Source organism: Mesorhizobium sp. B2-8-1 (assembly GCF_006440955.1).
In the GTDB taxonomy this organism is placed as follows: Bacteria; Pseudomonadota; Alphaproteobacteria; order Rhizobiales; family Rhizobiaceae; genus Mesorhizobium.
In genome coordinates this window covers 127,497-153,572 of record NZ_VFTX01000007.1, presented here as the reverse complement: position 1 = coordinate 153,572, position 26,076 = coordinate 127,497, and the positions used below count along the sequence as shown (strand labels likewise).

24 protein-coding genes and 1 pseudogene are annotated in these 26,076 nt (G+C 61.8%); 14 read left to right on the top strand and 11 right to left on the bottom strand.

Annotated features, from left to right (window positions below):
- Positions 1-46: 46 nt before the first annotated feature.
- From FJ428_RS30690 to FJ428_RS19355, 7 genes are all read right to left on the bottom strand, one after another.
- On the bottom strand, positions 47-241 hold the full coding sequence (locus FJ428_RS30690; RefSeq protein ID WP_224519096.1) for a transposase: 195 nt from the start codon (positions 239-241) through the stop codon (positions 47-49).
- Positions 242-329: 88 nt separating this feature from the next.
- A complete protein-coding gene (gene speB, locus FJ428_RS19380; protein ID WP_140879970.1) occupies positions 330-1,274 on the bottom strand; it encodes an agmatinase in 945 nt (314 codons plus the stop codon).
- A 61-nt stretch (positions 1,275-1,335) separates the two neighbouring features.
- Positions 1,336-2,346, bottom strand: coding sequence for an agmatinase family protein (locus FJ428_RS19375; protein ID WP_140649842.1), 1,011 nt, complete (start codon positions 2,344-2,346; stop codon positions 1,336-1,338).
- Positions 2,347-2,387: 41 nt separating this feature from the next.
- Complete coding sequence (locus tag FJ428_RS19370) at positions 2,388-3,206, bottom strand: amino acid ABC transporter ATP-binding protein (RefSeq protein ID WP_140557328.1); 819 nt, start codon at positions 3,204-3,206, stop codon at positions 2,388-2,390.
- Positions 3,207-3,235: 29 nt separating this feature from the next.
- Positions 3,236-3,886, bottom strand: coding sequence for an amino acid ABC transporter permease (locus FJ428_RS19365; protein WP_140498320.1), 651 nt, complete (start codon positions 3,884-3,886; stop codon positions 3,236-3,238).
- 3 nt (positions 3,887-3,889) lie between these two features.
- The gene (locus FJ428_RS19360) at positions 3,890-4,537 is read right to left on the bottom strand and encodes an amino acid ABC transporter permease (protein WP_140632261.1); all 648 of its coding nucleotides are present in this window, start codon (positions 4,535-4,537) and stop codon (positions 3,890-3,892) included.
- Between the two features lie 110 nt (positions 4,538-4,647).
- Entirely contained in the window at positions 4,648-5,502 is an 855-nt protein-coding gene (locus FJ428_RS19355) for a transporter substrate-binding domain-containing protein (protein ID WP_140649844.1), read from the bottom strand.
- A 298-nt stretch (positions 5,503-5,800) separates the two neighbouring features.
- Between FJ428_RS19355 and FJ428_RS19350 the strand changes: the two genes are divergently transcribed.
- Positions 5,801-6,760 carry a LysR family transcriptional regulator gene (locus FJ428_RS19350; protein WP_140498323.1) on the top strand — a complete coding sequence of 320 codons (960 nt, stop codon included), beginning with the start codon at positions 5,801-5,803 and terminating at the stop codon, positions 6,758-6,760.
- Between the two features lie 75 nt (positions 6,761-6,835).
- Here FJ428_RS19350 and FJ428_RS19345 read toward each other — a convergent pair whose 3' ends face one another.
- The 3 genes and pseudogenes from FJ428_RS19345 to FJ428_RS30685 form a co-directional block, all read right to left on the bottom strand.
- Positions 6,836-7,468 carry an urea carboxylase-associated family protein gene (locus FJ428_RS19345; protein WP_140515081.1) on the bottom strand — a complete coding sequence of 211 codons (633 nt, stop codon included), beginning with the start codon at positions 7,466-7,468 and terminating at the stop codon, positions 6,836-6,838.
- A 17-nt stretch (positions 7,469-7,485) separates the two neighbouring features.
- Positions 7,486-8,454, bottom strand: a complete 969-nt coding sequence (gene speB, locus FJ428_RS19340; RefSeq protein WP_140515080.1) for an agmatinase — start codon at positions 8,452-8,454, stop codon at positions 7,486-7,488.
- A gap of 261 nt (positions 8,455-8,715) precedes the next feature.
- Positions 8,716-8,853: pseudogene (locus FJ428_RS30685) on the bottom strand (tyrosine-type recombinase/integrase); the annotation flags it as partial.
- A 97-nt stretch (positions 8,854-8,950) separates the two neighbouring features.
- Here FJ428_RS30685 and FJ428_RS19330 point away from each other — a divergent pair.
- From FJ428_RS19330 to FJ428_RS19280, 11 genes are all read left to right on the top strand, one after another.
- A complete protein-coding gene (locus FJ428_RS19330) occupies positions 8,951-9,697 on the top strand; it encodes an FCD domain-containing protein (RefSeq protein ID WP_140879969.1) in 747 nt (248 codons plus the stop codon).
- Between the two features lie 51 nt (positions 9,698-9,748).
- Entirely contained in the window at positions 9,749-10,732 is a 984-nt protein-coding gene (locus tag FJ428_RS19325; protein WP_140498327.1) for a substrate-binding domain-containing protein, read from the top strand.
- Between the two features lie 80 nt (positions 10,733-10,812).
- The gene (locus FJ428_RS19320) at positions 10,813-12,720 is read left to right on the top strand and encodes a sugar ABC transporter ATP-binding protein (RefSeq protein WP_140879968.1); all 1,908 of its coding nucleotides are present in this window, start codon (positions 10,813-10,815) and stop codon (positions 12,718-12,720) included.
- Between the two features lie 23 nt (positions 12,721-12,743).
- Positions 12,744-13,682, top strand: a complete 939-nt coding sequence (locus FJ428_RS19315) for an ABC transporter permease (RefSeq protein WP_224519097.1) — start codon at positions 12,744-12,746, stop codon at positions 13,680-13,682.
- 15 nt (positions 13,683-13,697) lie between these two features.
- Positions 13,698-15,653, top strand: coding sequence for a hypothetical protein (locus FJ428_RS19310; protein WP_140879966.1), 1,956 nt, complete (start codon positions 13,698-13,700; stop codon positions 15,651-15,653).
- A 41-nt stretch (positions 15,654-15,694) separates the two neighbouring features.
- Positions 15,695-16,681 carry a D-erythronate dehydrogenase gene (gene denD / locus FJ428_RS19305; protein WP_140649853.1) on the top strand — a complete coding sequence of 329 codons (987 nt, stop codon included), beginning with the start codon at positions 15,695-15,697 and terminating at the stop codon, positions 16,679-16,681.
- A gap of 53 nt (positions 16,682-16,734) precedes the next feature.
- On the top strand, positions 16,735-18,000 hold the full coding sequence (otnK, locus tag FJ428_RS19300; RefSeq protein WP_140879965.1) for a 3-oxo-tetronate kinase: 1,266 nt from the start codon (positions 16,735-16,737) through the stop codon (positions 17,998-18,000).
- Positions 17,997-18,650 carry a 3-oxo-tetronate 4-phosphate decarboxylase gene (gene otnC, locus FJ428_RS19295; RefSeq protein ID WP_140879964.1) on the top strand — a complete coding sequence of 218 codons (654 nt, stop codon included), beginning with the start codon at positions 17,997-17,999 and terminating at the stop codon, positions 18,648-18,650. The genes otnK and otnC overlap by 4 nt, the downstream gene beginning before the upstream one ends.
- Positions 18,650-19,402 carry a TIM barrel protein gene (locus tag FJ428_RS19290; RefSeq protein WP_140879963.1) on the top strand — a complete coding sequence of 251 codons (753 nt, stop codon included), beginning with the start codon at positions 18,650-18,652 and terminating at the stop codon, positions 19,400-19,402. The genes otnC and FJ428_RS19290 overlap by 1 nt, the downstream gene beginning before the upstream one ends.
- A gap of 98 nt (positions 19,403-19,500) precedes the next feature.
- Entirely contained in the window at positions 19,501-19,866 is a 366-nt protein-coding gene (locus tag FJ428_RS19285; RefSeq protein ID WP_140879962.1) for a hypothetical protein, read from the top strand.
- Positions 19,867-19,944: 78 nt separating this feature from the next.
- A complete protein-coding gene (locus FJ428_RS19280; RefSeq protein WP_140632222.1) occupies positions 19,945-20,187 on the top strand; it encodes a hypothetical protein in 243 nt (80 codons plus the stop codon).
- A gap of 1,088 nt (positions 20,188-21,275) precedes the next feature.
- On the opposite strand, the gene tssH is transcribed toward FJ428_RS19280, so the two are convergent.
- Positions 21,276-24,035: a type VI secretion system ATPase TssH gene (gene tssH, locus FJ428_RS19275; RefSeq protein ID WP_140880008.1), complete on the bottom strand. Its 2,760-nt coding sequence runs from the start codon at positions 24,033-24,035 to the stop codon at positions 21,276-21,278.
- Between the two features lie 322 nt (positions 24,036-24,357).
- On the opposite strand from tssH, the gene tssA reads away from it, so the two are divergent.
- Together tssA and tssB are read left to right on the top strand one after the other, a co-directional pair.
- Entirely contained in the window at positions 24,358-25,530 is a 1,173-nt protein-coding gene (gene tssA, locus FJ428_RS19270) for a type VI secretion system protein TssA (protein ID WP_140685155.1), read from the top strand.
- Positions 25,531-25,535: 5 nt separating this feature from the next.
- On the top strand, positions 25,536-26,075 hold the full coding sequence (tssB, locus tag FJ428_RS19265) for a type VI secretion system contractile sheath small subunit (RefSeq protein ID WP_140498287.1): 540 nt from the start codon (positions 25,536-25,538) through the stop codon (positions 26,073-26,075).
- The last annotated feature ends 1 nt before the right edge of the window (position 26,076 follow it).

The following is a 26,076-nucleotide window of genomic DNA, read 5'->3' as shown; positions in this document are numbered from 1 at the left end:
CAAGGCTTGCCGGCCTACCAGCCGCTCCAGCGCTGCGATCCGCGCCTCATAGGTCTGCATCGTGTCGGGCCGCCGCCACGTCTTCGTCGAAGGAGCCGGCCTCGTATTTCTGAACCCAGATGCGGATCAGGTTACGCGGCAGTTCGTGCCGCTTGGCGAGACCATGCAGCGTCTCGCCGGACAGGAACTCCTGCACTACCTGACGTTTGAACTCGATGCTGTGCGTGCGATAAGCCACCATGGGCTTCCATCCTTCGAAAGCCCGGCTTCCAAGTCAATTCTGCTTGTTCATCCTGTCCGGTCCGAGGGGCGCACTCCACACATGGGTCTCATTTAGCCGGTATTTGCACCGTCATGACGCAGAGAAGCTCGAACAGGAGGGTGGCACCGGTTAGCGCGGTGACGCCCGAAGGATCGAGCGGCGGCGAGACTTCGACCAGATCGGCGCCGATGATGTCGACGCCGGCCAGCGCTCGGATCATCTTCTGGGCCTCGCGCGTCGTTATGCCGCCGATCTCCGGGGTGCCAGTGCCGGGGGCAAAAGACGGATCGAGCGCGTCGATGTCGAACGAGACGTAGGTCGGCGCGTCGCCGACGATCGAGCGCGCCTCGGCCATCACCGCGCCCACGCCGCGCTCCATGAATTCCTCGATGAAGATGATCCGGATGCCGGCCTCGCGGGCGAACTCGTAGTTTTCCACATCGGAGATCGCTCCTCGGATGCCGATCTGGACCATGCGCTTGGGATCGAGCAGGCCTTCCTCGACGGCGCGGCGGAACGGCGTGCCGTGATTATAGCGGTTGCCGAAGAACTCGTCATAGGTGTCGGAATGGGCATCGAAGTGAATGAGGCCGGCCGGTTCCTTGGCGATGCCGCGCAGGATGGGCAGCGTGATCAGATGATCGCCGCCGACGACCAGAGACCGGGCGCCGGAGTGGTGGACGTTTTCGAAGAAGGCGCTGATCGTGTCCAGCGAGCCGGGCAGGTCGAGCGGGTTTACAATCACGTCGCCGCAGTCGCCGGCACGCACCTGTTCGAAAGGCGAGACGCCCGTCACATGGTGGACGCGCCGCACCAGGCTGGATTGGTTGCGGATTTCGCGCGGTCCATGGCGCGCGCCCGGCCGGTTGGTGGTGCCGCCGTCGAAGGGGACGCCGATCAGCGCGATGTCGACCTGCTCGGGGGTAGCCATGGGCAGGCGCATGAAGGTTGAAGGGCCGGCAAAACGCGGAACGCTGCCGGAATCGAGTGGCTGGAAATTTGTAATGCTCATGGTCTTGTGTCCTGTTGGCGCATCGGGTCGCTTGACCGCGAGGCGCACTCCGAAGGTGGTGCTATTTCTGTTGAAAGTCGGACCTGTGGGCGTCGCGCCAGGCGTTCTGCTTGCCGGCGCGCTTGGCCGCGAGGCAGAACAGGGCCTCGGCCAGCAGCCGGCCGGCCAGGATGCTGGTGGTGCCGCTGGAAGCATCGAAGTCCGGCGATACCTCCACGAGGTCGAATCCAGCAAAGCCGTCGCGGGCCACTATTCTTACGCCGCGAATGATCTCGCGCGAGGTAAGGCCGCCTGGTTCGGGGCTGTTGGTTGCAGGGGCAAAGGCTGGATCGACGCCGTCGATGTCGAGGCTGATATAGAGGCGCGCGCCGTCGGCGCTGGCGATGGCGCGTGCGCGTTCGGCAACCGTTTCGATGCCGAGGCGCTCGACTTCCTCCATGGAAAACACGGTGATGCCGAGCTTGCGGTAGAGCGGGGTCCATTCGAGCAGGTTGCGGGGGCCGCGCGCGCCGATGACAACGATGCGGCGGGGGGCCACCTTGTCGAGTTCGGCAATGCGCAGCAGGGGCGAGGCGCGGGTGAGGCGGTCGCCGCCGAAGGATTCGCTGAGATCGAGATGGGTGTCGAAGACGATGAGCCCGACCGGGGTGTCGCCGGCATCGGAGACCGCGCGTACCGCCGGATAGCTGATGCCGTGATCGCCGCCGATGGTCAGCGGCACCGCCCCGTTGACCAGCACCGCGGCAAGCCGCGCTTCGAGGCGGGCGTAGCTGGCGGCATTGTCCCCCGGCACTACATCGATGTCGCCGGCATCGGCGACGGTGATATGGGCCAGCATGTCGAGGTCCCAGTCGAAGCTGTAGCTGCCGTAAAGAAGCGAGTATTTGCGGATTTCCTGCGGGGCGCGGCGGGTCGCGCCGCCGCGAAAGGTGGCGATGCCGTCATAGGGCATGCCCACCACCACAGCGTCGGCGGAAAGACCCGCCAGATCGCGCACATAGGGAAATGCCATGAAGGGTGGCACGTCGCCATACATGCGGGGAACACCTGCCGGGCTCAAAGCTTCGCTCATGGTACGGTCCTCCGTCTTGTCGTGTCGATTGTGCCGCTGCCCTACTGGCCGGCGGCGGGCTCGCTCTGGAACAGCATGTTGCGCTGTCTCCAAGTGTCGAGGAATTCACGCAAGCGCGGGCTTTGCGGATCGTTGAAGAGTTTGGCGGGCGGGCCCTGCTCGATCACCTTGCCGCGGTCCATGAAGACGACACGGTCGGCGACCTGGGCGGCAAAGCCCATCTCGTGCGTCACCACCACCATGGTGATGCCCTCGACGGCCAGTTGCTTCATGGTGTCGAGAACCTCGCCGACGAGCTGGGGATCGAGTGCGGAGGTCGGTTCGTCGAACAGGATCACATGCGGCTCCATCGCGACCGCCCGGGCGATGCCGACGCGCTGCTGCTGGCCGCCGGAAAGCTGCGAGGGGTAGCGCTCGGCGAAATCCGCGAGGCCGACCTTGGCCAGCGCACGGCGCCCGCTTTCCTTCGCCTTGGCGGCGGGAGCGCGCTTGGAAAGACGCAATCCCAGCGTCACGTTATCCAGCACTGTCATATGCGGCCATAGGTTGAAGTGCTGGAACACCATGCCGACGTTGCGGCGCACGGAATCGATGTTCTGGTCGCTTTCTCGTACCAGTCCTTCGGCACCGCGCTTGTAGCCGAGCAACCGGCCCTCGATCTCGATCTCGCCGCTCGTATATTCCTCGAGGAAGCTCGCGCAGCGCAGCAACGTGCTCTTGCCCGACCCCGAGGGTCCGATGATGCAGACGACTTCGGAGAGGTTGATGTCGAGCGAGATCCCGGACAGAGCCGCGAATGTGCCGAAATCCTTGGTCAAATTGCGGATCTTAATGACGGGCTCGGTGGTTTCAGTGGCCATCGTTTATTCCCAATTGGTGGTTGAGCGGCCTAGAACCGCACCCGGCGCTCAACATATTTGCCGAGCTGCGCGACTGCCTCGACCAGCAGCCAGTACAGTAGGGCGGCGGCGAGATAAGGTTCAATGACCGCGTAGGTCTCGTTGACGAATTGCGTCGTGTTCTTGGTCAGCTCGGCAACGGTGATGATGGACAGCACCGCGGATTCCTTGATGAGGATGATGATCTGGTTGACCATCGGTGGCGTGATCATGACCAGCATCTGCGGCAGCTTGATATGGCGGATGATCTGCGTGCCTGAGAGCCCGGCCATGCGCGCCGCCTCGATCTGGCCTTTGGAGATCGACTGGAAACCGGAGCGGAAGATTTCGGCGAAATAGGCGGCACCATAGAAGCCGAGGCCGAAAACACCCACCGCTTCGGCACTCAGCCGGAGGCCTATGCTCGGGCCGCCATAATAGAGCACGAACAGCAGGATCAGGATCGGCAGGCCGCGCATGATCTCGATATAGGCCCGAACGGCCCAGCGCAGTGGCGTGAACGGCGTGCTCTCGAGGCAGGCGAGCAACAGGCCGATCGCCAGTCCGAGGGCTGTGGCAAGTGCGCAGATCCAGGCCGTCGTCGCCAGGCCGGCCAGCATCAGTGGTCCGTATTGCACCCATAGGTCGAAGAATTGCGCCATGGCTCAGGCCCTCCGCGCCAGCCGTTGCTCGGCCATGCGGCCGATCAGCGACAGAAGGAAATTGATGACGATATAGATGACGGCGGCGGTGATGTAGATTTCGAACGGGCGATAGGTGGTCGCGACGATCTGCTGGCTTACCCGCATCAGTTCCGTCACAGCGATGACGGAGACCAGCGATGAGTTTTTCAGGATGCTGATGGTCTCATTGACCAGCGACGGGATGACGAGGCGCAATATCTGGGGCACGAGTATATGCTGACGCCCCGCCCATTTGCGTATGCCTACCATGCGCGCCGCCTCCAGTTGCCCTGGTGGAATGGCCAAAAGTCCGCCGCGAAATATCTCGGCCTGGAAGGCGATCGTGTTCAGGGTCAGCGCGAGGATGGCCGCGAGGATGGGCGCTACATTGATGCCGATGAGCGGCAGCAGATAATAGATAATCAGCAACTGCACGAGGATGGGCGTGCCGCGCCACACGCTTTGATAGATGCGCGAAAAGCAGCGCAGCCACGTCTTCTTCGAGGTGACGCCGAAGCACAGGACGAGGCCGAGCGGCATGCCGAGGATGATGGCGACGCCCGACACCAGGATGGTCATGCCCGCGCCCCAGAGCATGATGGGCAGGTTGTTCTGGATGAGGGCGAACATTGCCAAGTCGTCAGACCTTATGGACTTGAGGCCAGGCTTGCAGCCTGTGCGTTTTTAGGCAGGCGAGGCTGGAAAGCCTCACCTTTATCCGGGCGTTGGATGCCGACTCGTCAGCTCTTGGGTTCGGGCAGAGCGTCCGTCGGCAGTTTCATGGTGAAGCCGAACCACTTTTCCTGAAGTTTGGCCATGGTTCCATCGGCGGCGAGCTTGCGGAACTGGTCATCGATGAAGTCGGCAAGCGCCTTGCTGTCGTCGTCCTTGCGGAAGGCCCAGCTGAAATAGGTCGGGTCCCCGAACGTTGTGCGGATGGTTTCGAAGACGTCGCCGCGCTGCGTCTGCAGGTAGAGCAGATTGGGCAGGGAATTCACGACGGCATCCGTGCGCCCGGCAGCGAGATCGGCATAGGCTTCATTGAAGTCGACATAGGTCTGGATGTTGGCGATCGGCGCTAGGCCTTTTGCTTTTAAATTCTCGGAAAAGGCCTCGGTGCCCTTGAGCTGTGCCGAGCCGGCCTGCGTGCCGACATTTTTGCCGCTCAGGTCTTCGGGCGTGTTCAAGGCGGCGTCGCCTTTGCGCTTGACGTAGGAGAACGACGCGTCGGCGATTGGCAGAGACAGCCTGTAGGTATCGTAGCGCTGTTTGTTAACGGTGACGGAGGTTATGATGGCATCGAACTTCTCCGTCTGCAAACCGGGCAGCAAGCCCTGGAACGGCAGGTCGAGCCGGTTCACCTTCACGTCCGGCAGCGCCTTCATGACTTCTTCGAAGAGGTCAACTCCGTAGCCTACGATCTTGCCGTTTTCGACATATTCGAACGGCGGGTAGCGGGCCTCGGACGCGATGGTGATTTCCCCCTTTGCCTTGATCCGATCCAGAAGATCGGCGGCGGTGGCAATGCTCGCCACGGCGAGCGAGAGCGACGCGGCCAACAGCGTCGAAGTGCACAGTTTCAAAGCGGATCGCATAACTTCCTCCAGTTTCGTATGTTCCCGTTTATTATGGATTATTTGGAGTCCGAGGCTTCTGTACGCGCTCAGGAATCTCGCATGCGTGACGAGCCTTAGACCTCCAGGTCGTCAGCCGGCTGCAATGCCGGCCCGATTGTTTGCTTCCCCAGTGGCATGACGGCACGGCACCATCTGGTAGGGCAGCATGGCAGGATTGAATCTTTGATAAACATGGAAGGAATAGACTATACATCGAAGTTGACGATGTAAGGCTGATACCCAACACCGTCTGAGAGGCTCAGGGAGGAGTGTCAGAATGCGTCTGTCGGTTGCCGACATTCGTGCGCTCAGGGTTTTCCGCTCGGTGGTCGAGCATGGCGGATTTACCGGAGCACAGCTTGCTTTGGCGATGAGCCAATCGACGATCAGTTTCCAAATCAACGCGTTGGAGGAACGGCTGGGGTTTTCGCTGTGCCAACGCGGCAGGCGCGGCTTCGAACTGACCGATAGAGGCACCGCGGTCTATGAATATTCCCATTCGCTGACTTCAGCGCTGTCGGCGTTCGAGATGCAACTGGGCGAACTGCGCTCCAAGGCGACGGGTGTGCTGCGCGTCGGGATCGTCGATGCCACCGTTACCGATTCAGCCCTGGGCCTCGATGACGTCATTCATCAGTTTATCAAGAAAGCCAGCGAAGTCGATCTGCGCATCACCATCGGCTCGCCTGAACAGCTTATCGCGGAAACCGCCAAGGGCGGGATCGACTTCGCGATCTCCCCCCGCATCAAATTGCTGCCCGGCTATTCGCAGACCGAGTTCCATTATGAAATCAACTCGCTCTACTGCAGCGAGCGCCACCCGCTGTTTTCCCGCAAGCTGGTGACAAAGGCTGATGTGGAAGCATCGCAGATGGTGGTGCGCCCTTATGCCAACAAGTCGGAATTGCAGCATTTCCCCAACGCGCATGTCGGCGCCTATGCTTCGAATATCGAGGCGCAGGCAATGTATATCCTGAGCGGCCACTTCGTCGGCTATCTGCCGGATCACATGACCGTCACGTTTAGACAGAACAACCGGCTTAAGGCGCTGCTTATTCCCGAGGCGCAGATCCGCTCGCCCTTCGTCATCATCGCGCCAAAGCACAAGAAAGCGTCGCTGTCGCAGAGGATTTTTTTTCAGGAACTGCGCAAAAGGGTGGGGAGTGCCGAAAAATCGGCCGGAAAAGGGCAAGCCGCCGACGCAAAAAACAAGATGCCCAAGGTACGCGGCATGTAAAAACTCCTTTATGCATTGATCCCGAAAAGCGGGAGCCGCTTTTCGGGATCAATGGTCTGGATGCTGGGCTGCGCTTTAAAGGCGCGGCGCCTTGGCGTCGATCCGATAATGCGCTTCGGTTGGAACGCAGCCTTGACCGTTTACCGGAATGAGGTCCTGCGGGCAGGCTGAGAACGCGACGATCAAATCCATTTCCGCGCACATCGACACATAGGAGCCCGGTCCCGCCACCGGTGCCTCGAAGGTGACCGAACCGTCTTCGCCGACGGGAATGTTCATGAACAGGTTGAGCGGCGAAGGGGTTTCGGGTGGCGTCAGCCCGACCGCGCCGAGGGCCGTCGCCAGATTGTCGGTGCAGTTGTCATGGTGCCCGACATGGCCCAACTGCTGGTAGCGATAGCGGTCGCAGGCGGCGATCAGCGTATCGTGCACGCCACCCGACGTGTCCTGTATCAGGGTCAGCATCGGACGCCGCCTGTTGCTGCACAGCGTGTCGCCGTTCTTCGGGTTCACCTTGAGCATGGCTCCACGACTGTGCTCCATCGACATGAATTCCGCGATATCGTCGGCGCAGAAGGCCCAGGTGTCCACCACCTGGGTGCCGTGGGTGTTGATGACGGTGATCACCTGGCCTTGGGCAACGCGCGTCGCCACGCCCTGGCGGGCAGGAATGACGTGAACCTGACCGTTACTTGCGTTTGTTGGCATCGTTGAATTCCTTTCGTTCAGCGTCCGCGCGCTTCGTGTTCGACGAAGATATAGCCGAGAAAGTTCAGGAGTACCTGTGCTGCGAGAAAGCCGGTGATGCCCGAAGGGTCGTAGGCCGGGGCCACCTCGACGAGGTCGATGCCGACGACGTCGCCGCGCTTCACAAGGCCCCGGAGCATTTCCATTACTTCATAATACAGGAAGCCGCCATGGCTAGGCGTGCCAGTGCCCGGCGCAATCGACGGATCGAAACCGTCGATGTCGATCGTCACATAGTAGCGTACGCCTTCCGGAATGGTCGCCAGAACACCTTCGACCCCGAGCTTGCGCGCCTGGCGGACGGAAAGGATCGTCGAGCCGCGTTGGCGCGCATCCTCGTAACCGTCGCGGGCGGTCGAGGAGACGTTGCGGATGCCGATCTGGCTGAGGCCGCTAACATGCGACTGTTCGGCCGCGCGGCGCATCGGATTGCCGTGTCCTTCGCGCACGCCATGACGCACGTCGACAAAGTCGAGATGCGCATCGATCTGCACGATGTGAATGGGGCCATGTTCGCTGAACGCCCTGACGCAGGGAATGTTGATGGCATGGTCGCCGCCCAGAACGACGGGCAGCGCTCCGCGTTCAAGAATCTTGCGGACCGCCATTTCCGTATTCGCGTGGCTGGCCACGGTATCGGTATGCACGATATCTGCGTCGCCTATATCGACGATCCGCACCTTGTCGAGCGGCAGATAGATCTGGTCGTCCTCATGGTCGTAAGCGCCGGCATGACCGAAGGAAAACAGCGTCGAGGCCTCGCGGATGGCGCGGGGGCCGAAACGTGCACCGGAGCGGTACTGGGTCCCCATGTCGAAGGGCACACCCAGCACGGCGACATCCGCGTCGATCTTGTCCCAATCAAGGCAGATCGGCCGTTTACCGAAGGTGCTAAGCCCAACGAAGGGGAGATCGAGCCGCCCACCCTCATACCCGTGTCCAGACATCGAGACTCTCCCTTTCGGATAACCCTCACGCCATCCGGCAGCGACCTTCGATATGAGCCGAAGCGCTTAAGCTGGAGTGAAGCACGACAGGCCTGCGGTCTGTCTGCCTCGTGGCTAGCATGGTCCCGCCACTCCTATCCATCACGAGTATCGGGCGTTCATATCGATTTATCCGGAAATTGGCCGTATTAGGGTTAGAACAAGAGCAGCCCGAAATCGATGGAAGGAAGACTCCCGCTCCGCCGGTGAGCGCTGTCGTTCGAGCTTGCTGTGCCCGAGCAGCACCTGGATGACGCTAATGTCGACATCCTGCTCAAGCAGGTGAGTGGCGAAGCTGTGCCGGAGAGTATGCGGGCTGAGAACGTTCTCACCGCTCCCAAAGCAATATCTCTTGTCAGCCGAGATTTGACGGCCGCGTCTCGCTATTGACGCACAGCTGAAGCAGGCCTACTGGTACATATACCGGACCACTAGACCTCTTCGGATGTAAGGACGGATGGACCTACGAGCGATTCTGACCGACGACGGGAGTGCGCTTGGCGGCGTGCCGAAGCATTCGATGAAGGACTTCGTCGTCCAGAAGATCGCGACATTCATTGCGACCGGCATTCTTGACGTGGGGGACCCGTTGCCAAGCGAGCGTGAACTTGCGGGCGCTTTGTCGGTAAGCCGCGAGACGGTGCGCGGTGCGATCCTAATCCTTTCCACAAAGGGCATCCTTTCCGTCGCCCAAGGCACGCGGACAGTGGTGGCCTCGACGGAAGTCGGGGAACTCGCGGTCCAATCGGCCCGCTATCGCGACATTTCCAGATACAGTCTTGACGACGTGCATGAGGCGCGGTTGCTGATCGAAGATCAGGTGGCGCGGGCCGCGGCTGTCCGGGTTGAAGCCGCGACGCTCGAGACCCTGCAAAAATCGATCGAGGCGCAGGAAGCGGCGATCGACGATCCCGTTCGCTTCCTCATTTGCGATCGCGAATTTCACACGGCCATCTATCGGGCGGGCGGCAATGCCGCGCTGGCGGATATCGCCGCCGATCTCTATTCCTACCTTCTCGACCATCGGCGGCGAGCAGTCGCCCAGCCTTCAAGCATCGCAACGAGCATCGCCGATCACCGTGCCATTCTTGCGGGACTTGAGGCGCGCGATTCCGAGGCGGCCGCAAGGGCCTTCGCGGTCCAAGAAACACGCATCTACACCACGACCAAGCAGCTTTTAACGCAATCCGCTCGAAAGGGATAAGAATAGGGGCGGATTGCCGGGCAACCATGCAGCACAACAGGAGGAGTTCCCATGCTGACAAGACGCCTTTTTGCCACCGCAGCCCTCGCGGGCGTTGTCGCGCTGACCGGCATTGCCGGGACGGCGACCGCCGCTCTCGCCGAATCCAAGGAGTTGGTCTATCTGACTCCAGGCCTTGATCTTGCCTTCTGGCGATACCTCTCCAAGGGCATCGAGAATGTCGCAACCAAGGGAGGCTACACCTATCAGGCGCTGGATTCGGGCAACAATGCCCAGACCCAGCTTAAAAATGCCAAGGACGCGATCGCCCGCGGCGTCGCCGGGATCATCATCTCTCCGACAGACAGTTCAACCGCGCCGGCCGTGCTCGATCTCGCCAAGCAGGCAAACATTCCCGTGGTCATCGCCGACATCGGCACGGACAGCGGCGACTATGTGTCCTTCATCATCTCTGACAATTATCAGGGCGCGAACGGCGTCGGCAAAGCGCTGGCCGAGGCAATGAAGGCCGCCGGCAAGCAGGACGGCAGCGTGGGCATTGTCGGCATCAGCCAGGCCCGCCTCAACGGCCAGGCCCGCACCAAGGGCTTCAAGGACGCGATGACAGAGGCTGGCATCACCAAGGAAGCCGGGCTGCAGCAGATGCAGACCTACACCGCGGACGAAACCTTCAAGTTCACGCAGGATATGACGACCGCGAATCCGGACATGAAGGGCCTCTTCGTCCAGACCGACGGCCCGACGCTGGGCGCCTTGCAGGCAATCAAGGCGGCCCGCCTCACCGGCGACGTGCTGGTCGCCGGTTTCGACGGCGTGCCGGAATTCGTGCCGTTGCTGCAGTCGGGCGAACTGGTCGTTTCGGGCATGCAGCAGCCGTATCTGATGGGCCAGGAATCGGGACGCGCGATGGTCGACCATCTCGGCGGCAAGACTCCCGAAAAGAAAATCCTCGTGCCGATCAAGATCGTGACCAGCAAGAACATCGAGCAGGAGCTTCCAACCATCAAGGAAACGGTCTTCGCCAACGAGATGTAATCGGGGCCTGGCCGACATAGGCCGTCCGGGGGCAACCTCCCCCGGACGCTTTATTCGTACCACTTGGAGTGTGTCCTCGGATGGTAGACAGCAGCAAGATTCCCGAGCCGCTTCTCGTGGCTCGTGGCGTCACCCGCCTGTTTGGGAACGCCTACGCGCTCAGCAACGCGTCGATAGCGCTCTGCCGGTACGAGATCTGCGGATTGCTGGGCGCGAACGGCGCGGGAAAATCGACGCTGTCACGGATCGTTTGCGGACACCTGCCGCCTTCGTCGGGCGAGATACTCTTCAAGGGTGCTCCCTTGACCGTCGGATCCGCGCGCGACGCGCTGCGTTCCGGCATTGCCCTCGTGGCACAGGAAACCAGCCTGGCGCCCGACATGAGCGTGCTGGAGAATATCTTCCTGCCCAGCTACGCGATGCCGGGCCGTCTGTCTTTCAGCCAGTTGCGACACAGGGCGCAGACCATCCTGTCGGAACTTGGCCACGACCACGTACTGCCACTCGACATCGAGGTGCGCCGGCTCTCGGCAGCGCAACGCCAACTCGTCGAAATAGCCAAGGCGCTGGCCCTCAACGCCGATCTTGTCATCTTCGACGAGCCGACGGCCTCCCTCTCGCCGATCGAGGTTGACCGGCTGTTCGAGATCATGGGGCGGCTGAAAAACAGCGGGAAGGCACTCGCCTTCGTGTCGCATCGGCTCGAGGAGGTCTTCGCAGTCACCGATCGCGTCACAATCCTGCGCGAGGGCAAGACCGTGGCCGAAAGCGTGCCCACGGCGGGGCTCACGCAGGCCGACGTCATCCGCCACATGGTGGGACGCGACATCGGAAATGTGTATCGAAAGGCCGTCTCGCGAGTGACCACTAACGAGCAGCCGGTGGCTCTGGAGGTAATTGGGCTCAAAGCCCCGCCTTTCGTGCGTGACGTCTCGTTCACGGTGCGCAGGGGTGAAATTCTCGGCCTCGGCGGGCTTGTCGGAGCTGGACGCTCGGAGAGCGCCGAAGCGATATTCGGACTGCGCCACCGCAGCCGCGGGCGCGTCTTTGTCGGCGGCAAGGAGATTGCCCCCAACAGCCCTATCGCGGCAATCCGCGCCGGTCTCGGAATGGTCGCCGAGGACCGGCGGGCCCAGAACATCGTGCCCGACATGACGGTCGGCGAAAATCTCTTCCTCGCCCAGATGGGCAAGCACAGGGGTTTCGGGCGAGGCCATTCGGCGCGCCGCAAGCAGGCCAGCGAGCTGATTTCGCGTCTCGACCTTCCGACCGACCGCATGGATGCAAACCTTCTGCACTTCTCCGGCGGCATGCAGCAGAAGATCATTATCGCGCGCTGGCTGCTGATCGAGCCCGAAGTGCTCATCCTCGACGAGCCTACGAAAGGCGTCGACATAGGGACACGCCAGGCAATCTACGAACTGCTGCGCGAGGTGGCCGAAAGGGGGATAGCCGTAGTCGTGATCTCCTCGGATTTCCAGGAATTACTGGGGATCTGCGAGCGGGTCGTCGTGGTGAGTGACGGCTATACCATCGCCGACCTGCCCGCCTCGCGACTGAGCGAAGAGAGCCTGACGCTGCTCGCCGCGCCCCGAAGCTCAGCCGAGCGCAACACCGCATTCCTGCGGGATCTCGTCGCCGGCCATGGCGGCACGGCATTCTGGGGGCTGATCGATGACGACCGGTTTGTCTGCCTCGCCCTCGCCGAGGGCACGCCGGATGCAACGATGGGACTCGCGGCCGGGCATGTCTATCTTGCGCACGAGACGGCAATCCCCCTGGCGCTTGGAAGGCGTCAACCCGGCATCGTGACCGAGAATGAGGGCCGCTCTACCTTGCTTGCACCACTGTCCAATCGCCGAGGGCACGATCTGGGATGGATCGGGCTCAGCCTGCCGGCCGACTCCAGGCTGCCGGACGCCGGGGCCCTGTCGGCCCGGATCGCCGGCCTGTTCGATACACCTCAAGACGAAAAGATCGACGCATGAACGCGCCCACACGATCCTTTGCGATGCCTAGATTCGCCAGCACGCTTGAGTTCCGGATGCTCTGCCTCGCCATGGTGCTTGCGGTGATCCTGTCGTTCATCTCGCCGCACTTCTTCACCGAGCGGAACATGTTCAACATACTCGACCAATCGGTGGTGCTTGGCATAGTTGCCGCCGGCATGACCCTGGTGATCCTGACTGGCGGCATCGACCTTTCCGTCGGGTCGGTCGCGGGCGTGACCGGCATCATCCTCGCCCTACTCCTGAAGGAATTCCCCATTCCGGTGGCGATCGCGCTCGCCATAGGTTGCGGCGCCCTGATCGGGCTTTTCTCCGGCGTTCTCATCGCAGTGTTCGGCCTGGCGCCCTTCGTGGTGACGCTCGGGGTCATGGCGATGGGGCGCAGTCTCGCCTACATCGTGTCGGGACAGCGCTCGATTTCGGGACTGCCCATAGGGCTGCAGAATATCGTCTATACGAATCTGTTGGGCATCCCCGCCAACGTCATCTTCCTCATCGCGCTCTACCTCGCCACCTGGGCGTGGCTGACATATTCCAAGGGTGGGCGAACCATCTACGCGGTCGGCTCGAACATCGAAGCCGCCCGGGCGGCCGGCCTTAACACCCTCTTCTACTCGATCTTTCCCTACGTGGCGTCCGGTGCCCTTTCGGCGACGGCGATGACCTTTTCGCTGGCGCAGATCATGTCGGCTGACCCGATCGGGGGGAACCAGCTTGAACTCGACGCCATCGCGGCCGTGGTCATCGGTGGCGCGAGCCTCTACGGCGGACGAGGCACGATATTCGGCACGCTGATGGGGGTTCTGATCATGGTGATGATCCGCAATGGCCTCAACCTGCTCGGCGTCTCGCCGTTCTGGCAGGGGACCGCCATCGGCGCCATCATCATCCTCGCCTTGCTGGCCGAGCGCCTCATCACCTGGAAATCGCGCCGCGTTTGAGACCGGGAGAATCCTATGACACAGTCCGATCCTTCCCGAGCCGTCCGCCTCTACGGCACGGAAGAACTACCGGCAGAGGAGCGGCTACTGAGCGCCGGGCCCCTCAGCGTGCTTTTCGACTGCGCGAACCTGCGCGACTTCCGCATGCATGGCGAAGAGGTGATCCGCGCAATCTCGTTCGTGGTCCGCGACAAGGACTGGGCGACGCTCATTCCGAAGATCACCGACCTGGTCGTCGAAAAGGACGACGATCGCTTTCGTGTGGCCTATCGCGCAAGCGTTGCCAGCAAAGGCGAGACCTTCGGCTATGACGTGGGCATCGCTGGTACCGCGGCAGGCGTTCTGACCTATTCGGCTCGCGGAACCACGCCGACCGGGCTTCTCACGAACCGGACCGGCTTTGTCGTCCTGCATCCCATAGAGGGCATAAGCGGCGCGGCCGCCACGATCACGCACACAAGCGGCGAGAGGGTCGAGACACGGTTTCCTGTGGAGATCGATCCGGTGCAGCCGATGATGGATCTGCGTGAAATCTCGCACCGTACTCCCGGCGGGCTGGAGGTCAGCTGCCTTATGGAGGGCGACGCGTTCGAGATGGAGGACCAGCGGAACTGGACCGACGCCTCCTACAAGACCTATGTTCGTCCCCTCGCTCTGCCCTGGCCATACAGGATCGAGCCCGGCGAGGTCGTCGAACAGAAGATCACCCTGACCGTCAAGGGCTCTCCCAAGGGTCCGTCGCGTCAGGCGGGAGGCATCGCCGCCCTGACGCTCGGCGAGGCGGCGGACGCGATTCCACCTCTCGGCGTCGGATTGCATCCCGATGACGCTTCGGCCGCATTGCGGCATGTCGAGACGCTTGCCCAGCTCGGCGTCGCCCATGTCATCTGCCATTACGATCCGCGGCTCGGCCATGATGCCGAAACGCTGGCGAGGCAGGTCGAGATCGCCATCGCAATGGGCGCCCAACCCTGGCTCGAAGCCGTGGTCGAGCATGCCGACGATGCTGGCGCCGCGGCGGAAATCGACTCCCTGGGCAAGGTGGCCGCGAGGCTCGATCATCGCTTCACGACGGTTCTGGTGTCGCCCGCACCCGATCTTAAATGCACGCTGCCCGGCAGCATCTGGCCGCCAGCGCCGGATGCGGCGAAGCTCTATACGGCCGCGCGCGCGGCCTTCCCCGGATCTCGCATCGGCGGAGGCATGTTCAGCTTCTTCACCGAGCTCAACCGCAAACGTCCCCCGGCCGAGGCGATAGACCTCGTGACATTCACGACGGCGGCGATCTTCCACGCTGGTGACGACCGCTCCTTGATGGAGACGCTCGAATGCCTGCCGCATATTGCCAGGACCGTGCCGGCGATCGCCAAGGGCCGCCCATATTCCGTTGGGCCGTCCGCAATCGGGTTGCGCGACAATCCCTATGGTGAAGCGCCGGTCGCCAATCCCGCCAACATCCGGCAGGCGGTCAATTTCAATGATCCGCGCCAGCGGGGCGTCATGGGAGCGGCCTGGAACCTCGGCTACTTCGCCGCCTTCGCGGAAGGCGGCGCGGCGGCCATCGCGCTCGGCGCCGCGGTCGGCCCGTTCGGCGTCCTCTCCGTGCCGACGTCATTTCCGGAGCCCTGGTTCGAAGGCAAGGGCGAGCTCTATCCTGTCTGGCACATCGTGCGAGGCCTGGCGAAGCTCAAAGGCTACCCGCTCCGTCCGCTGCGATCGTCGGTCCCTGGCGCAGTGCGAGGGATCGCGGCGGTTACCGAAAAAGGCACCGAGCTGTGGTTATGCAACCCCTCGCCCAACGCGCTGGAGGTGCGCCTCCCCGAAGGCTTCGCGCGCGCTGCAATTCTTGAAGCCTCATCTTTCGTCGCGGCATCGCGCCAACCGGATCTGCTCGATCGGCTGACGCATGACGGAACGCAAACCCTGTCGCTCGAAGCCTACGCAGTCGTGCGCGCGCTCAGGCAGGTCTGAAGCGGCATCACAAACCAGTCCCGGAAGAGAACGGAGCATCCATGCATATACTCATCATTGGCGCTGGTGGAATGATCGGCCGCAAACTCGCGGCCGAGCTTTCGCGGACAGCATCGCTTGGAGATCGAAAGATCGACCGGATGACGCTGGCGGACGTGACGAAGCCGCCGGTGCCAACCGGTGACATAGGTTTTGTCGAAGCCATTGCCGCCGATATTTCCGCTCCCGGCGCAGCGCAGGATCTGGCCGCGCGCCGCGCGGATGTGATCTTCCATCTCGCGGCCATCGTGTCCGGCGAAGCGGAACGCGATTTCGAGAAGGGCTATCGCATCAATATGGACGGCACGCGCGCTCTTTTCGAGGCGATCCGGCTGGAAGGAACCCGGCGGAAATATATCCCCAGGCTGGTGTTCACCTCCTCGGTTGCTGTCTATGGCGCGCCTCTGCCCGACCCTATTCCCGACGACTACATCCTTGCCCCGCTGACCAGCTACGGCACCCAGAAGGCGATATCCGAGCTGTTGCTGGCCGACTACTCGCGCCGCGGCTTCCTCGACGGCGTCGGGATACGCCTGCCGACGATCGTCATTCGGCCCGGCACTCCCAACGCGGCAGCCTCGGGCTTCTTCTCCGGCATCCTGCGCGAGCCACTCGCCGGGCAGCGCTCCGTGCTGCCGGTGAAGGAGACCGTCAAGCATTGGCTGGCGAGCCCGCGCTCGGCGGTAGCCTTCCTCATCCATGCCGCGATGCTCGATACATCCGCGCTGGGCGCCCGGCGCACGCTGAACATGCCGGGTGTCGCGGCCACGGTCTCCGACCAGATTGCCGCGCTCCGCCGCGTGGCAGGGGCCGAAGCCGAGGCGTTGATAGACCGCAAGCCGGACGAGGCGATCGAGGCCATTATTGCCGGGTGGCCGAAATCCTTCACGCCCAGGCTGGCCACCAGTCTGGGCTTTGTGGCCGAAAGCACGGTCGACGAACTGATCGCGGTTTACCTGGCGGACGACGCCCCGAAGACCATCCCTTAACCGTTAGGGCATGGTCGCCAAAGTTCCGTGAAAGTTGAAACTGGGAAATTCCGATGCTTCTGGGCTGCATAGGCGATGATTTCACCGGGTCTTCCGACCTGGCCAACACGCTTGCCAAGGGGGGCATGCGCACGGTCCAGTACAACGGCGTTCCCAACACCGCCTCCGACCGCTCGGTTGACGCGGGCGTCGTTGCCCTGAAGACCAGAACGATATCCGCCTCGGAGGCGGTGAAGCAGTCGCTCGCGGCGTTGGAGTGGCTTCGACGCCAAGGCTGCCGCCAATATCTGTTCAAGTACTGCTCGACATTCGACTCGACGCCCGAAGGCAATATCGGTCCCGTGCTGGACGCTCTTGGCGACGCGTTGGGAGCGGCACGCGCGATCGTCTGTCCGGCGTTTCCCGCAACCGGCCGGTCGATCTACCAGGGGCATCTTTTCGTCAACGATCGGCTGTTGAGCGAATCCGGCATGGAGAAGCATCCGCTTACGCCGATGACGGATCCCGATCTGAGACGTTGGCTCGCACGACAGACCAGGCGCGCGATCGGTCATGTCCCCTACAGCGTCGTGGCGGAAGGAAGCGGCCCGATCAGGGATGCTCTGAAGGCGGCATCCGCCAGCGGCTCTCGCTACGTCGTGGTCGACGCCATCCAGGACAAGGACCTTATCGCCATTGGCGAGGCTGCCGAAGCCGATGTTCTGCTCAGCGGCGGTTCGGGAATAGCGCTGGGACTTCCGGCCAACTTTCGTCGGGCCGGGTTGATCGGCACGGCGGCCACGCATTGGAAGGGAATACAGGGGCCAGGGGCCGCGCTTTGCGGTTCGTGCTCGACCATGAGCCGGCGCCAGATTGCCGAGCACCGGAAAAACCATCCGACGCGCATTGTGGAGGTGGATGGGGTCGTGGACGGCACGGCCAATCCTGTTGAATATGCCGAGTGGGCGATCGGCCATCAGCACCACGGCTTGCCACTGGTGTTCTCGTCGGCCGATCCCGAAGCCGTCGCCGCCGCACAGAACCGCTACGGGAAGGAGCGCGTCGCGACGGCGGTTGAAGGTTTTTTCGGCGAACTGGCGCGTCAGCTTTCGGCGCGTGGCGTACGCCGGCTGGTTACGGCGGGCGGCGAGACATCGGGGGCCGTCGTATCAGCGCTCAACATTTCGTCATTCGAGATCGGACCGGAGATCGACCCCGGTGTTCCGGCGTTGAAGGCCCGTGACCCGGATATGGTGCTCGCCCTTAAATCGGGCAATTTCGGTTCGGCCGGGTTCTTCGAAAAGGCAGCCGACGTCCTTACGGGAGGCGTTCTACGATGAGCGATGAAACAAGACTCAGGGATCAGATCTGCAGCATCGCTGCGTCCATGTTCGCGCGCGGCCTCACTGCGGGAAGCTCGGGGAACATCTCCGCCCGCCTCGGCGATGGTCGGCTGCTCGTCACGCCGACAGGATCGTCCTTTGGCGCGCTCGACCCCGCCCGCCTGTCGCTCTTCGACGCTGAGGGACGGTTCCTGGACGGCGACAAGCCGACGAAGGAGATGCCGCTGCATCAGGCGTTCTACGAGACACGCGACGCGCGCACCGGAGCGGTCGTCCATCTTCATTCGACCCATTCTGTCGCGGTTTCGCTTCTGCCCGACATCGATCCCGACAGCGTCTTCAAGCCGCTGACGGCCTATTCGATCATGCGGCTGGGAAAGGTGAAACTGCTGCCCTATATCCGGCCCGGCGATCCGGCGATGGGAGACGCCGTGCGCGGACTCGCTGGGAAACGGTCGGCCGTATTGCTGGCCCACCACGGACCCGTCGTCGCCGGCAAGGATCTCGAAGCCGCCGCCTACGCGATGGAGGAACTTGAGGAAACGGCCAAGCTCACGCTTCTCACCCAGGGCTTGCGGCCCAGGATCCTCGCGGCTCCGCAAATTCGCGAGTTGGTGGAACACTTTGACGTGGAGTGGGACGACTGATGCAACTTTCGGCCAATCTGGGATTTCTCTTTCGTGACCTAGCGCTTCCGGATGCGATCCGCTCGGCCAAGCGGCGCGGTTTCGCGGCGGTCGAGATGCATTGGCCGTACGATACCGACGCATCGGTGGTCGCGGCGCTGCTCGCCGAAACCGGTCTTCCGCTGCTTGGCATCAACACGGCCCGGGGGGATGTCGGGGCGGGCGATTTCGGCCTCTCCGCGCTGCCGGGCCGTGAAACGGAAGCGCGCGCGGCTATCGACCAGGCGATTGAATGGGCAGCCGTAACAGGCTGTCGCAACATCCATGTGATGGCAGGAAAGGCAATCGGTGACGAAGCCTTCGCGACGTTCACCGGCAACTTGCGGTACGCTTCGAAGGCGGCGGCACGGCACAACATCGGCATATTGATCGAGCCTCTGAACCCGCGCGATGCGCCGGGCTATCTCCTCTCCGACCTTTCCACCGCATTGCGTGTGATCGATGCGACAGACGGTGCGGTAAAGGTAATGTTCGACTGCTATCACATGCAGATCATTCAAGGCGATTTGCTTAACTCGGTAAGGCAATTTTCCGACAAGATCGGCCATATCCAATTCGCCGCCGTACCGGATCGTAGCGAGCCCGATCACGGCGAGGTGGACTATGGCTGGCTCCTGCGCGCAATCGCGGACGCCGGCTATGATGGCGCATTCGGCGCCGAATATCGCCCCACTACCGATTCCTTTGCTTGGATGAAGCGTTTCGACCACTAAATGTTTGATCCCGGGCTTTGATGGGGAATCCCTGGCCGGCGAGAATTCCCTTGCCGAGGAACTTAGCAGGGGAAGCGGTTCGGTCCGTGTGGGGGACATTGACGCTCGACTACGCGCCGGCAATCGCCATGACTTTGGGCTGGCTGGCCAATGCGAATGCAGCGAATGAGCGCTGCACCCGTTCCAAATCGAGGCCGTCGGCAATGATGACCAGCCGCGATCTGGGTGCGCCTGACCGTCCTTCTTTCACAACAGGTAGAGACATCATGACAAAGCGAACATTTCTCGTCACCGGCGTGTGGGACGCTGCCGCCATCGACACCAGGCGCCGAATATCAGGTTTCGCTTATATGACAAAAATCCCACCACCTTTCGGCAGCGGACGAGCTTGGCGTGAAGGCCATCGCGAAATGGAAGAGCAGCCCGCCTCGAGGCCATTGGCAGGAGGCGGGCGTGAGGATTAAATATTCGCTTGTGCTAATATAAAAATGACGTAACGTAATGTCCGGCATCTTGAGGATGCGCAACCGTGGGGGAGTACGATGAGAGTTGCTATATTTTGCGCGGCTATCACGATCGCTGCGACTGGTGGCACCATTGCCAAGGAAAAGAAAGTGGTGGTCGGTGATGCTGCGGCCCTGTGCTCTACGAAGCATTCGACCAAGAAGCCGGTGAGAGATCTGGACTGCGGTTTGACTGGCACGGCCAAAATGCCGGATGGAGCAACCCCGGAAAAGCCGCGCCTCGGATACGACACCGATCCGTGGATGGTCATTGGCTTTTAAAGCTGGCTGCAGATAGCCGCCAACTTGCGGCGTGGCCGATGGTGGCCAGGTACTTGGAATGACACTCGTATCAAATTCCAGCACGACCAAACGAATTACCGCAATCCACCAGCAATCCCCAATTGCCGTGAGCCCATCGGGCGCTTGGCGAATTGGGATGTGGTTTCGGCACGACTACCTGCCGACGAAGTAGCTATCTGCGTGCCGATTGTCGCTGATTATCTATGGAATTTTTTTACTTTTGTTTTCAGTATGTTGCGTCGCAGATTGACGTATTTTCGGCGGCGTTTAAGCGGGGGTCAGTAATGATCGGGTGGTGGGCCGAACTCGACAATCCTGCCACGATGCATGACAGAGAACCGCTCGCCAAAATGGGCGACGACGGCAACATGGCATGGTGCACCGGCTGCATACGATCTGAGGCGTCACGTTTGCACTCACAAAAAGCTCCATCTCGGCCCTGCGATATTCATGGATGAGGCGTACGTGTGATGGTTGTGGTAAGGGAATGACGCTTTCTTTTCATGGAGATTGCGATGAGGGAGAGAACGATTGAAAGCGGCCTCAGCCCGCAAATGCAGGAGGCCATTCCGATAATTCGACGCGTTTTCAGACAACATGCGCCGAGGCGGCTTGAGCTTGAGCTTACTGCTGGAAAAGAGTGGTATAATCATTCCCGCTGGTCCTGCATCATTCCGGCAATGCGGTTGATATTAGGACGAAAAAGCTGGCGGATCGCGGGACCGGTATGTTGTCAATCCTTTTAGGATACTTTTTGCAGCAGGAACTTAACTCTGAACTTGGCAAGGCCAAGTATTTAGTCCTGGTGAACGATCAAGGGCCTATGTTTCCGCATATTCACGTTCAGTATAATCCAGGGGCCAGAATGAGCACACCTGGGGACTATGACGGCAAGCGACGGCGAGAGGTCTAGCCGCCCAAAGGAACTCATTTGCGTGCTTGGTTGCCTTTTGCACGCTAGCGCGGACAAAAGCCTCGCCGCGCTCTTGCGCCATGCCGTGGAAGGCATCCTTCAATCCACCGCGGGATGCAAAAGCCGTTTGATGCGCCGGTACCATCCGCCCAAATTACTCGAAGAAATAAGTAAAGCCCCCGTCGGAGGCTCCGACGGTCACCTTCGTCATCTTTTCACCGTCAAGCGACCGGTTGAGCACGCCGCGGCTTAATTCCGGCAGAAGCGTGTTGGTTAAGATGGCATCGATCATCCGCCCGCCGGATTCGATTTCCGTGCAGCGTGCCCTGACCAGATCGATGACGCCGTCGCCGATCACCAGTTCCGCGCCACTGGTTGCACGCAGCCGGTGAGCGATCCTGGCGAACTGATGACGGGTGATCGCCTCGATCATCGAATCCGACAGCGGGTAGTAAGGAATGGTTACCACCCGTCCAAGAAACGCCGCCGGAAAAACCTTCAGCAACGGCCGGCGCAAGGCCGTATCCAGATCTTCGAGGCCGGTCCGAACCGTGCCGTTCCTCGTCCGGTCCATGATGACTTCGGAGCCGACGTTCGAGGTGAGCAGGATCAATGTGTTCTTGAAATCGATGCGCCGCCCTTCGCTGTCGTCCATCATGCCCTTGTCGAAAACCTGGAAGAAGATTTCGTGGACGTCCGGATGCGCCTTCTCGACCTCGTCGAGCAGGATCACCGAATAGGGTTTGCGCCGAACCGCCTCTGTCAGGATGCCACCCTTGCCGTAGCCGACATAGCCGGGGGGCGCTCCCTTTAAAGTCGAGACAGTATGCGCCTCCTGAAACTCCGACATGTTGATCGAGATCAGGTTCTGTTCGCCACCATAAAGCGTCTCCGCCAAGGCCAGCGCGGTTTCGGTCTTGCCGACGCCGGAGGGGCCACAAAGCAGGAACACCCCCACCGGCTTTTCCGGCGCGCCGAGCCCGGCGCGGCTGGTCTGCACACGCTTGGCGATCATCTCCATGGCATGCTCTTGGCCAACCACGCGCTCGCACAGAGTGGCCGCGAGCCGGAGGGCTTTTTCGGTCTGGCTCGACAGCATGCGCCCCGTGGGGATGCCGGTCCAGTCCTGGACCACCGCGGCCACGGCATTTCGATCAACCGAGGGCAGGATCAGCGGCGCCTCGCCTTGCGCCTCGGCCAGTTCAGCCATGCGTTCGCGCAACCGGGTAAGATCGGCGACCGGATCAGGTGGAAGTCCATCGGCAACAGCCGTTTTCACTTTGGGATCGGATGCCTTGTCCTTGGGCGTTTGGATCTCAGGCAACTCAGACTCAGAGGCGTTGGCATCCGCTGGCGTTTCCATCGCATCGAGCGGCATACCGTCGCCGCGCAGCCGGGCACGCAATTCGAGTATCTCGGCAACTAAAACTCTTTCGCGGTCCCAACGTTGTTGCGCGGCAGCCAGCGCGACCCCTGTTTCGGCAAGTCCGGTGTCGACCCGTGCCTGCCGTTCGGTCACCTCGATCCCGATCGCCGCCTCACGATCGATGATGCCGTGCTCGACCTCCAGCGCCTGGCGCCGCCGTATGATATCCTCGAGCTCGGCCGGCGTGGCATGCTGCGAGATTGCGACCCGGGCGCAAGCGGTGTCGAGAAGGCTTACCGCCTTGTCGGGTAGTTGCCGCGCCGGGATATAGCGGTGTGACAGGCCCACTGCCGCCTCGATCGCCTCATCCAGTATCTGCACCCGGTGGTGCTGCTCGAGAGCTCCGGCCACCCCGCGCAACATGAGAACGGCCACAGCTTCGGAAGGCTCGTCGATCTTTACCACCTGAAACCGACGGGTCAGCGCCGGGTCTTTTTCTATGTGCTGCTTGTATTCAGCCCAGGTCGTTGCCGCGACGGTACGCAGTTCACCGCGTGCCAGCGCCGGCTTCAGGAGATTGGCCGCGTCGCCGGTTCCAGCAGGGCCGCCTGCGCCGATCAAGGTGTGAGCTTCATCGATAAAAAGGATAACCGGTGTTTCGGACGACTGCACCTCGTCGATTACAGCCTTAAGCCGTTTTTCGAACTCGCCCTTTACGCTTGCCCCGGCCTGCATCAAACCGACATCGAGCATGCGCACGCTGACGCCCTGTAGCATCGGTGGTACATCGCCCTGGGCAATACGCAAGGCGAAGCCCTCGACGACCGCGGTCTTGCCTACCCCGGCTTCGCCCGTCAGGATCGGGTTGTTCTGCCGCCGCCGCATCAGGACATCAACGATCTGCCTGATCTCGGGGTCGCGGCCGACGACGGGATCGATCTTGCCGTCGCGGGCGCGCTGGGTCAGGTCGGTGGCGTATTTCGCCAGCGCCGAATCCCCACCCGGAGCCCGCCGTGGCATCTCCGTTGCGGAGACCGTGGTCGAGGTGCCAGCTTCGAGTGAGCCCTCCATGACATCGGCGAACCGCGCGATCACCGCGTCGGCGTCGATCTCGTCGAATGCGCCGCTGATCTTCGACAGCAGGCCTTCTAGGACCGGGGTCTTCAGGCAAGCGAGCAGAATATGCGCGCTGCGGACTTCCTCGACGCTGAACTCAAGCGTCGCCAAGTTCCAGGCCTCCTGGATGGCATGAAAGATGTGGTCGGAAAATTCCTCGATCGATGTGGCGCCGTATGGCAGCTTGTCCACGGCGCGGGTCATATCGGCCGTGAGCCGGCTGGCATCCACTCCCGCATCGGCGATGATCATTTGCACGTCCGAGCGATCGGAAAGCACCAGTTGCTCGATGAAGTGGACGAGTTCGACGTAAGGGTTGCCGCGCAGCTTGGCGGTGTCCGCGGCTGCCTTGAAGGCGCGCACGCCGACAGGATTGAGCTTGCCAACCAGTTCCTTACGCTTGAAGCTCTGTGACGACCGGCGCTGTTCCATCGAACCTGCTCCTGCAATCTGCCAGTCGACAACCTGCCACATAAGCCGTCGCTTGACAAAGCGCCCGATGGACGGCGTCGCCAAGGCCGTTCGCGGGGCCGTCAGCCTTTGGAAGCCCAGACCACTGGCGGCAGAAGAATTTCGCGCATCCATGTGGTGCATTTTACCGACTGGGTTCGGCAGTCTCGCCAAGCCATCCCATAGCGAATACGCGGTGGTCAGCTTTCGTTAGTTTTTAAGCAGCGGCTTTAATTGGCGTACGGCACGTCAGTGTGGTAACCTTGGGTCAGGTGCCGTTGAGGGCCGGTCGCTGGGGGTCTGTGTGATTGATGTCGCACTTTGGCTTACTCCGCTCGACGGTGAAAATCCGTCAGGGGAGGATTTGCGCAACGACCCGGCCTTCCATGAGCTGGAGCGACTGACGGAACAGCAGAAGAAAGTCGAGTTCCAAGGCAGCAAAAACACTGAAGTCGACGTTCCGATAGACTGGCCTACCGTGCTTACCAGGGCTGAAGAGCTGCGGTCTCACGGCCGGGACCTGCGCCTTCTCGTCATTGTTACGCGTGGACTGGCCAACGAGCATCGGTTGGCCGGCCTGGCTGCCGGCCTGACCCTCATCGCGCAAACCGTCGATCAGCATTGGACGACCATGCATCCGGCCCTGCGGCCCGGTGCCACGCCGCGCGAAGCAGCCTTGCGCCGCATCAATGCGCTTACCGACCTTCAGAACAGCCAGGACGGTCTACTCAAAGATTTGCGGAAAATGACATTCTTTGCGCCGCGCGCCATTGGGCCGATCCTGGGCGCGGATCTGGAGAAGGGTTCGCTTGACGAGCGGGTCATGCTGCAGGAGGCTGCTTCGGGACTGAATGCGGCCGAGAAGGCGAAGCTGGCAAGCGAGCACAGCCAACTGGTGAACCGGGTGCGCAGCGCATGCGCGGCGCTGATTGATCAGGCCGGGCCAGAAATGACGTTGCTCATAGCCGACGCCCGCGCCGCGATCGCCGCTCTCGAGAGCGTCGAAGCCGCCTTTAACTCCCGCCTCGAAGGCGCTGGCGCCACGCTTCCCGAGTTAAAGCGGTTTCTGCAGCGTCTGCTGACGACCCTCGAACGAAACGCGACCGGTGCCACTGCCGCGAACGGCCTCGCAAAGCCGGTCGCGACGCCAGCAGAACCGGCAGCACGTGTTCGCAACGGCGATGGAGCCGATACGATGGCAAGCGTGGCAAGCTACGCAGAATCCGGCGACAGCGGCCTGCCCGACCGGATCTCCTCGCGCGACGATGTCGTCAAATGCCTCGATCTCGTCGTCGCCTTCTATGACAGCACCGAACCGTCCAGCCCGATCCCGCACCTGGCGCGGCGCGTGCGCCGAATGGTGCATATGGATTTCGTTGAACTGATGGAAGATCTCGCCCCGTCGGGACTGAAGGAATTTCGGCTTCTTGCCGGCGTTCCCGATGTCAAGAAGACGGCACAGAAAGATGAAAGGTAAGACACATGCCAGCCGAAAGCAAAGCCAAGGTCATCGAACGAAATCGCGCGCCACGGGTGCAGATCGCCTATGACGTGGAAACCTACGGCAGCCCGACGACGATCGAACTGCCGTTTGTCATGGGCGTGATGGCCGACCTTTCCGGTGCTTCGCAAACCAAGGAAGCGTCAAAGTCGGTTCTGGACCGCTCCTTCGTCGAGACCGACGCGAACCGCTTCCCCAAGTTCATGGAGGCGCTCGGACCCCGCGTCAAAGCGCGGGTGAAGAACACGCTGCCGCAGGCCGAAGGCCAAGAGCGCGACGAGGAACTGGCGCTCGATCTCACCTTCACCAAAATGGGCGATTTCGCCCCCGACAAGATCGCCGAGCAGGTTCCGCAACTGGCCGAGATCCTCAAGATGCGTCGTCAGCTCGAGGAATTGCTGGGCTTCATGGATGGCCGCGTAGACGCCGAAAAGCGTATCGCGCAGTTGCTGAACAACGAGCCACTTCTTGGCAAGATCGCCAGCCAGGCGCTGACTGACGACGACAAGGCGGGAGAATAAA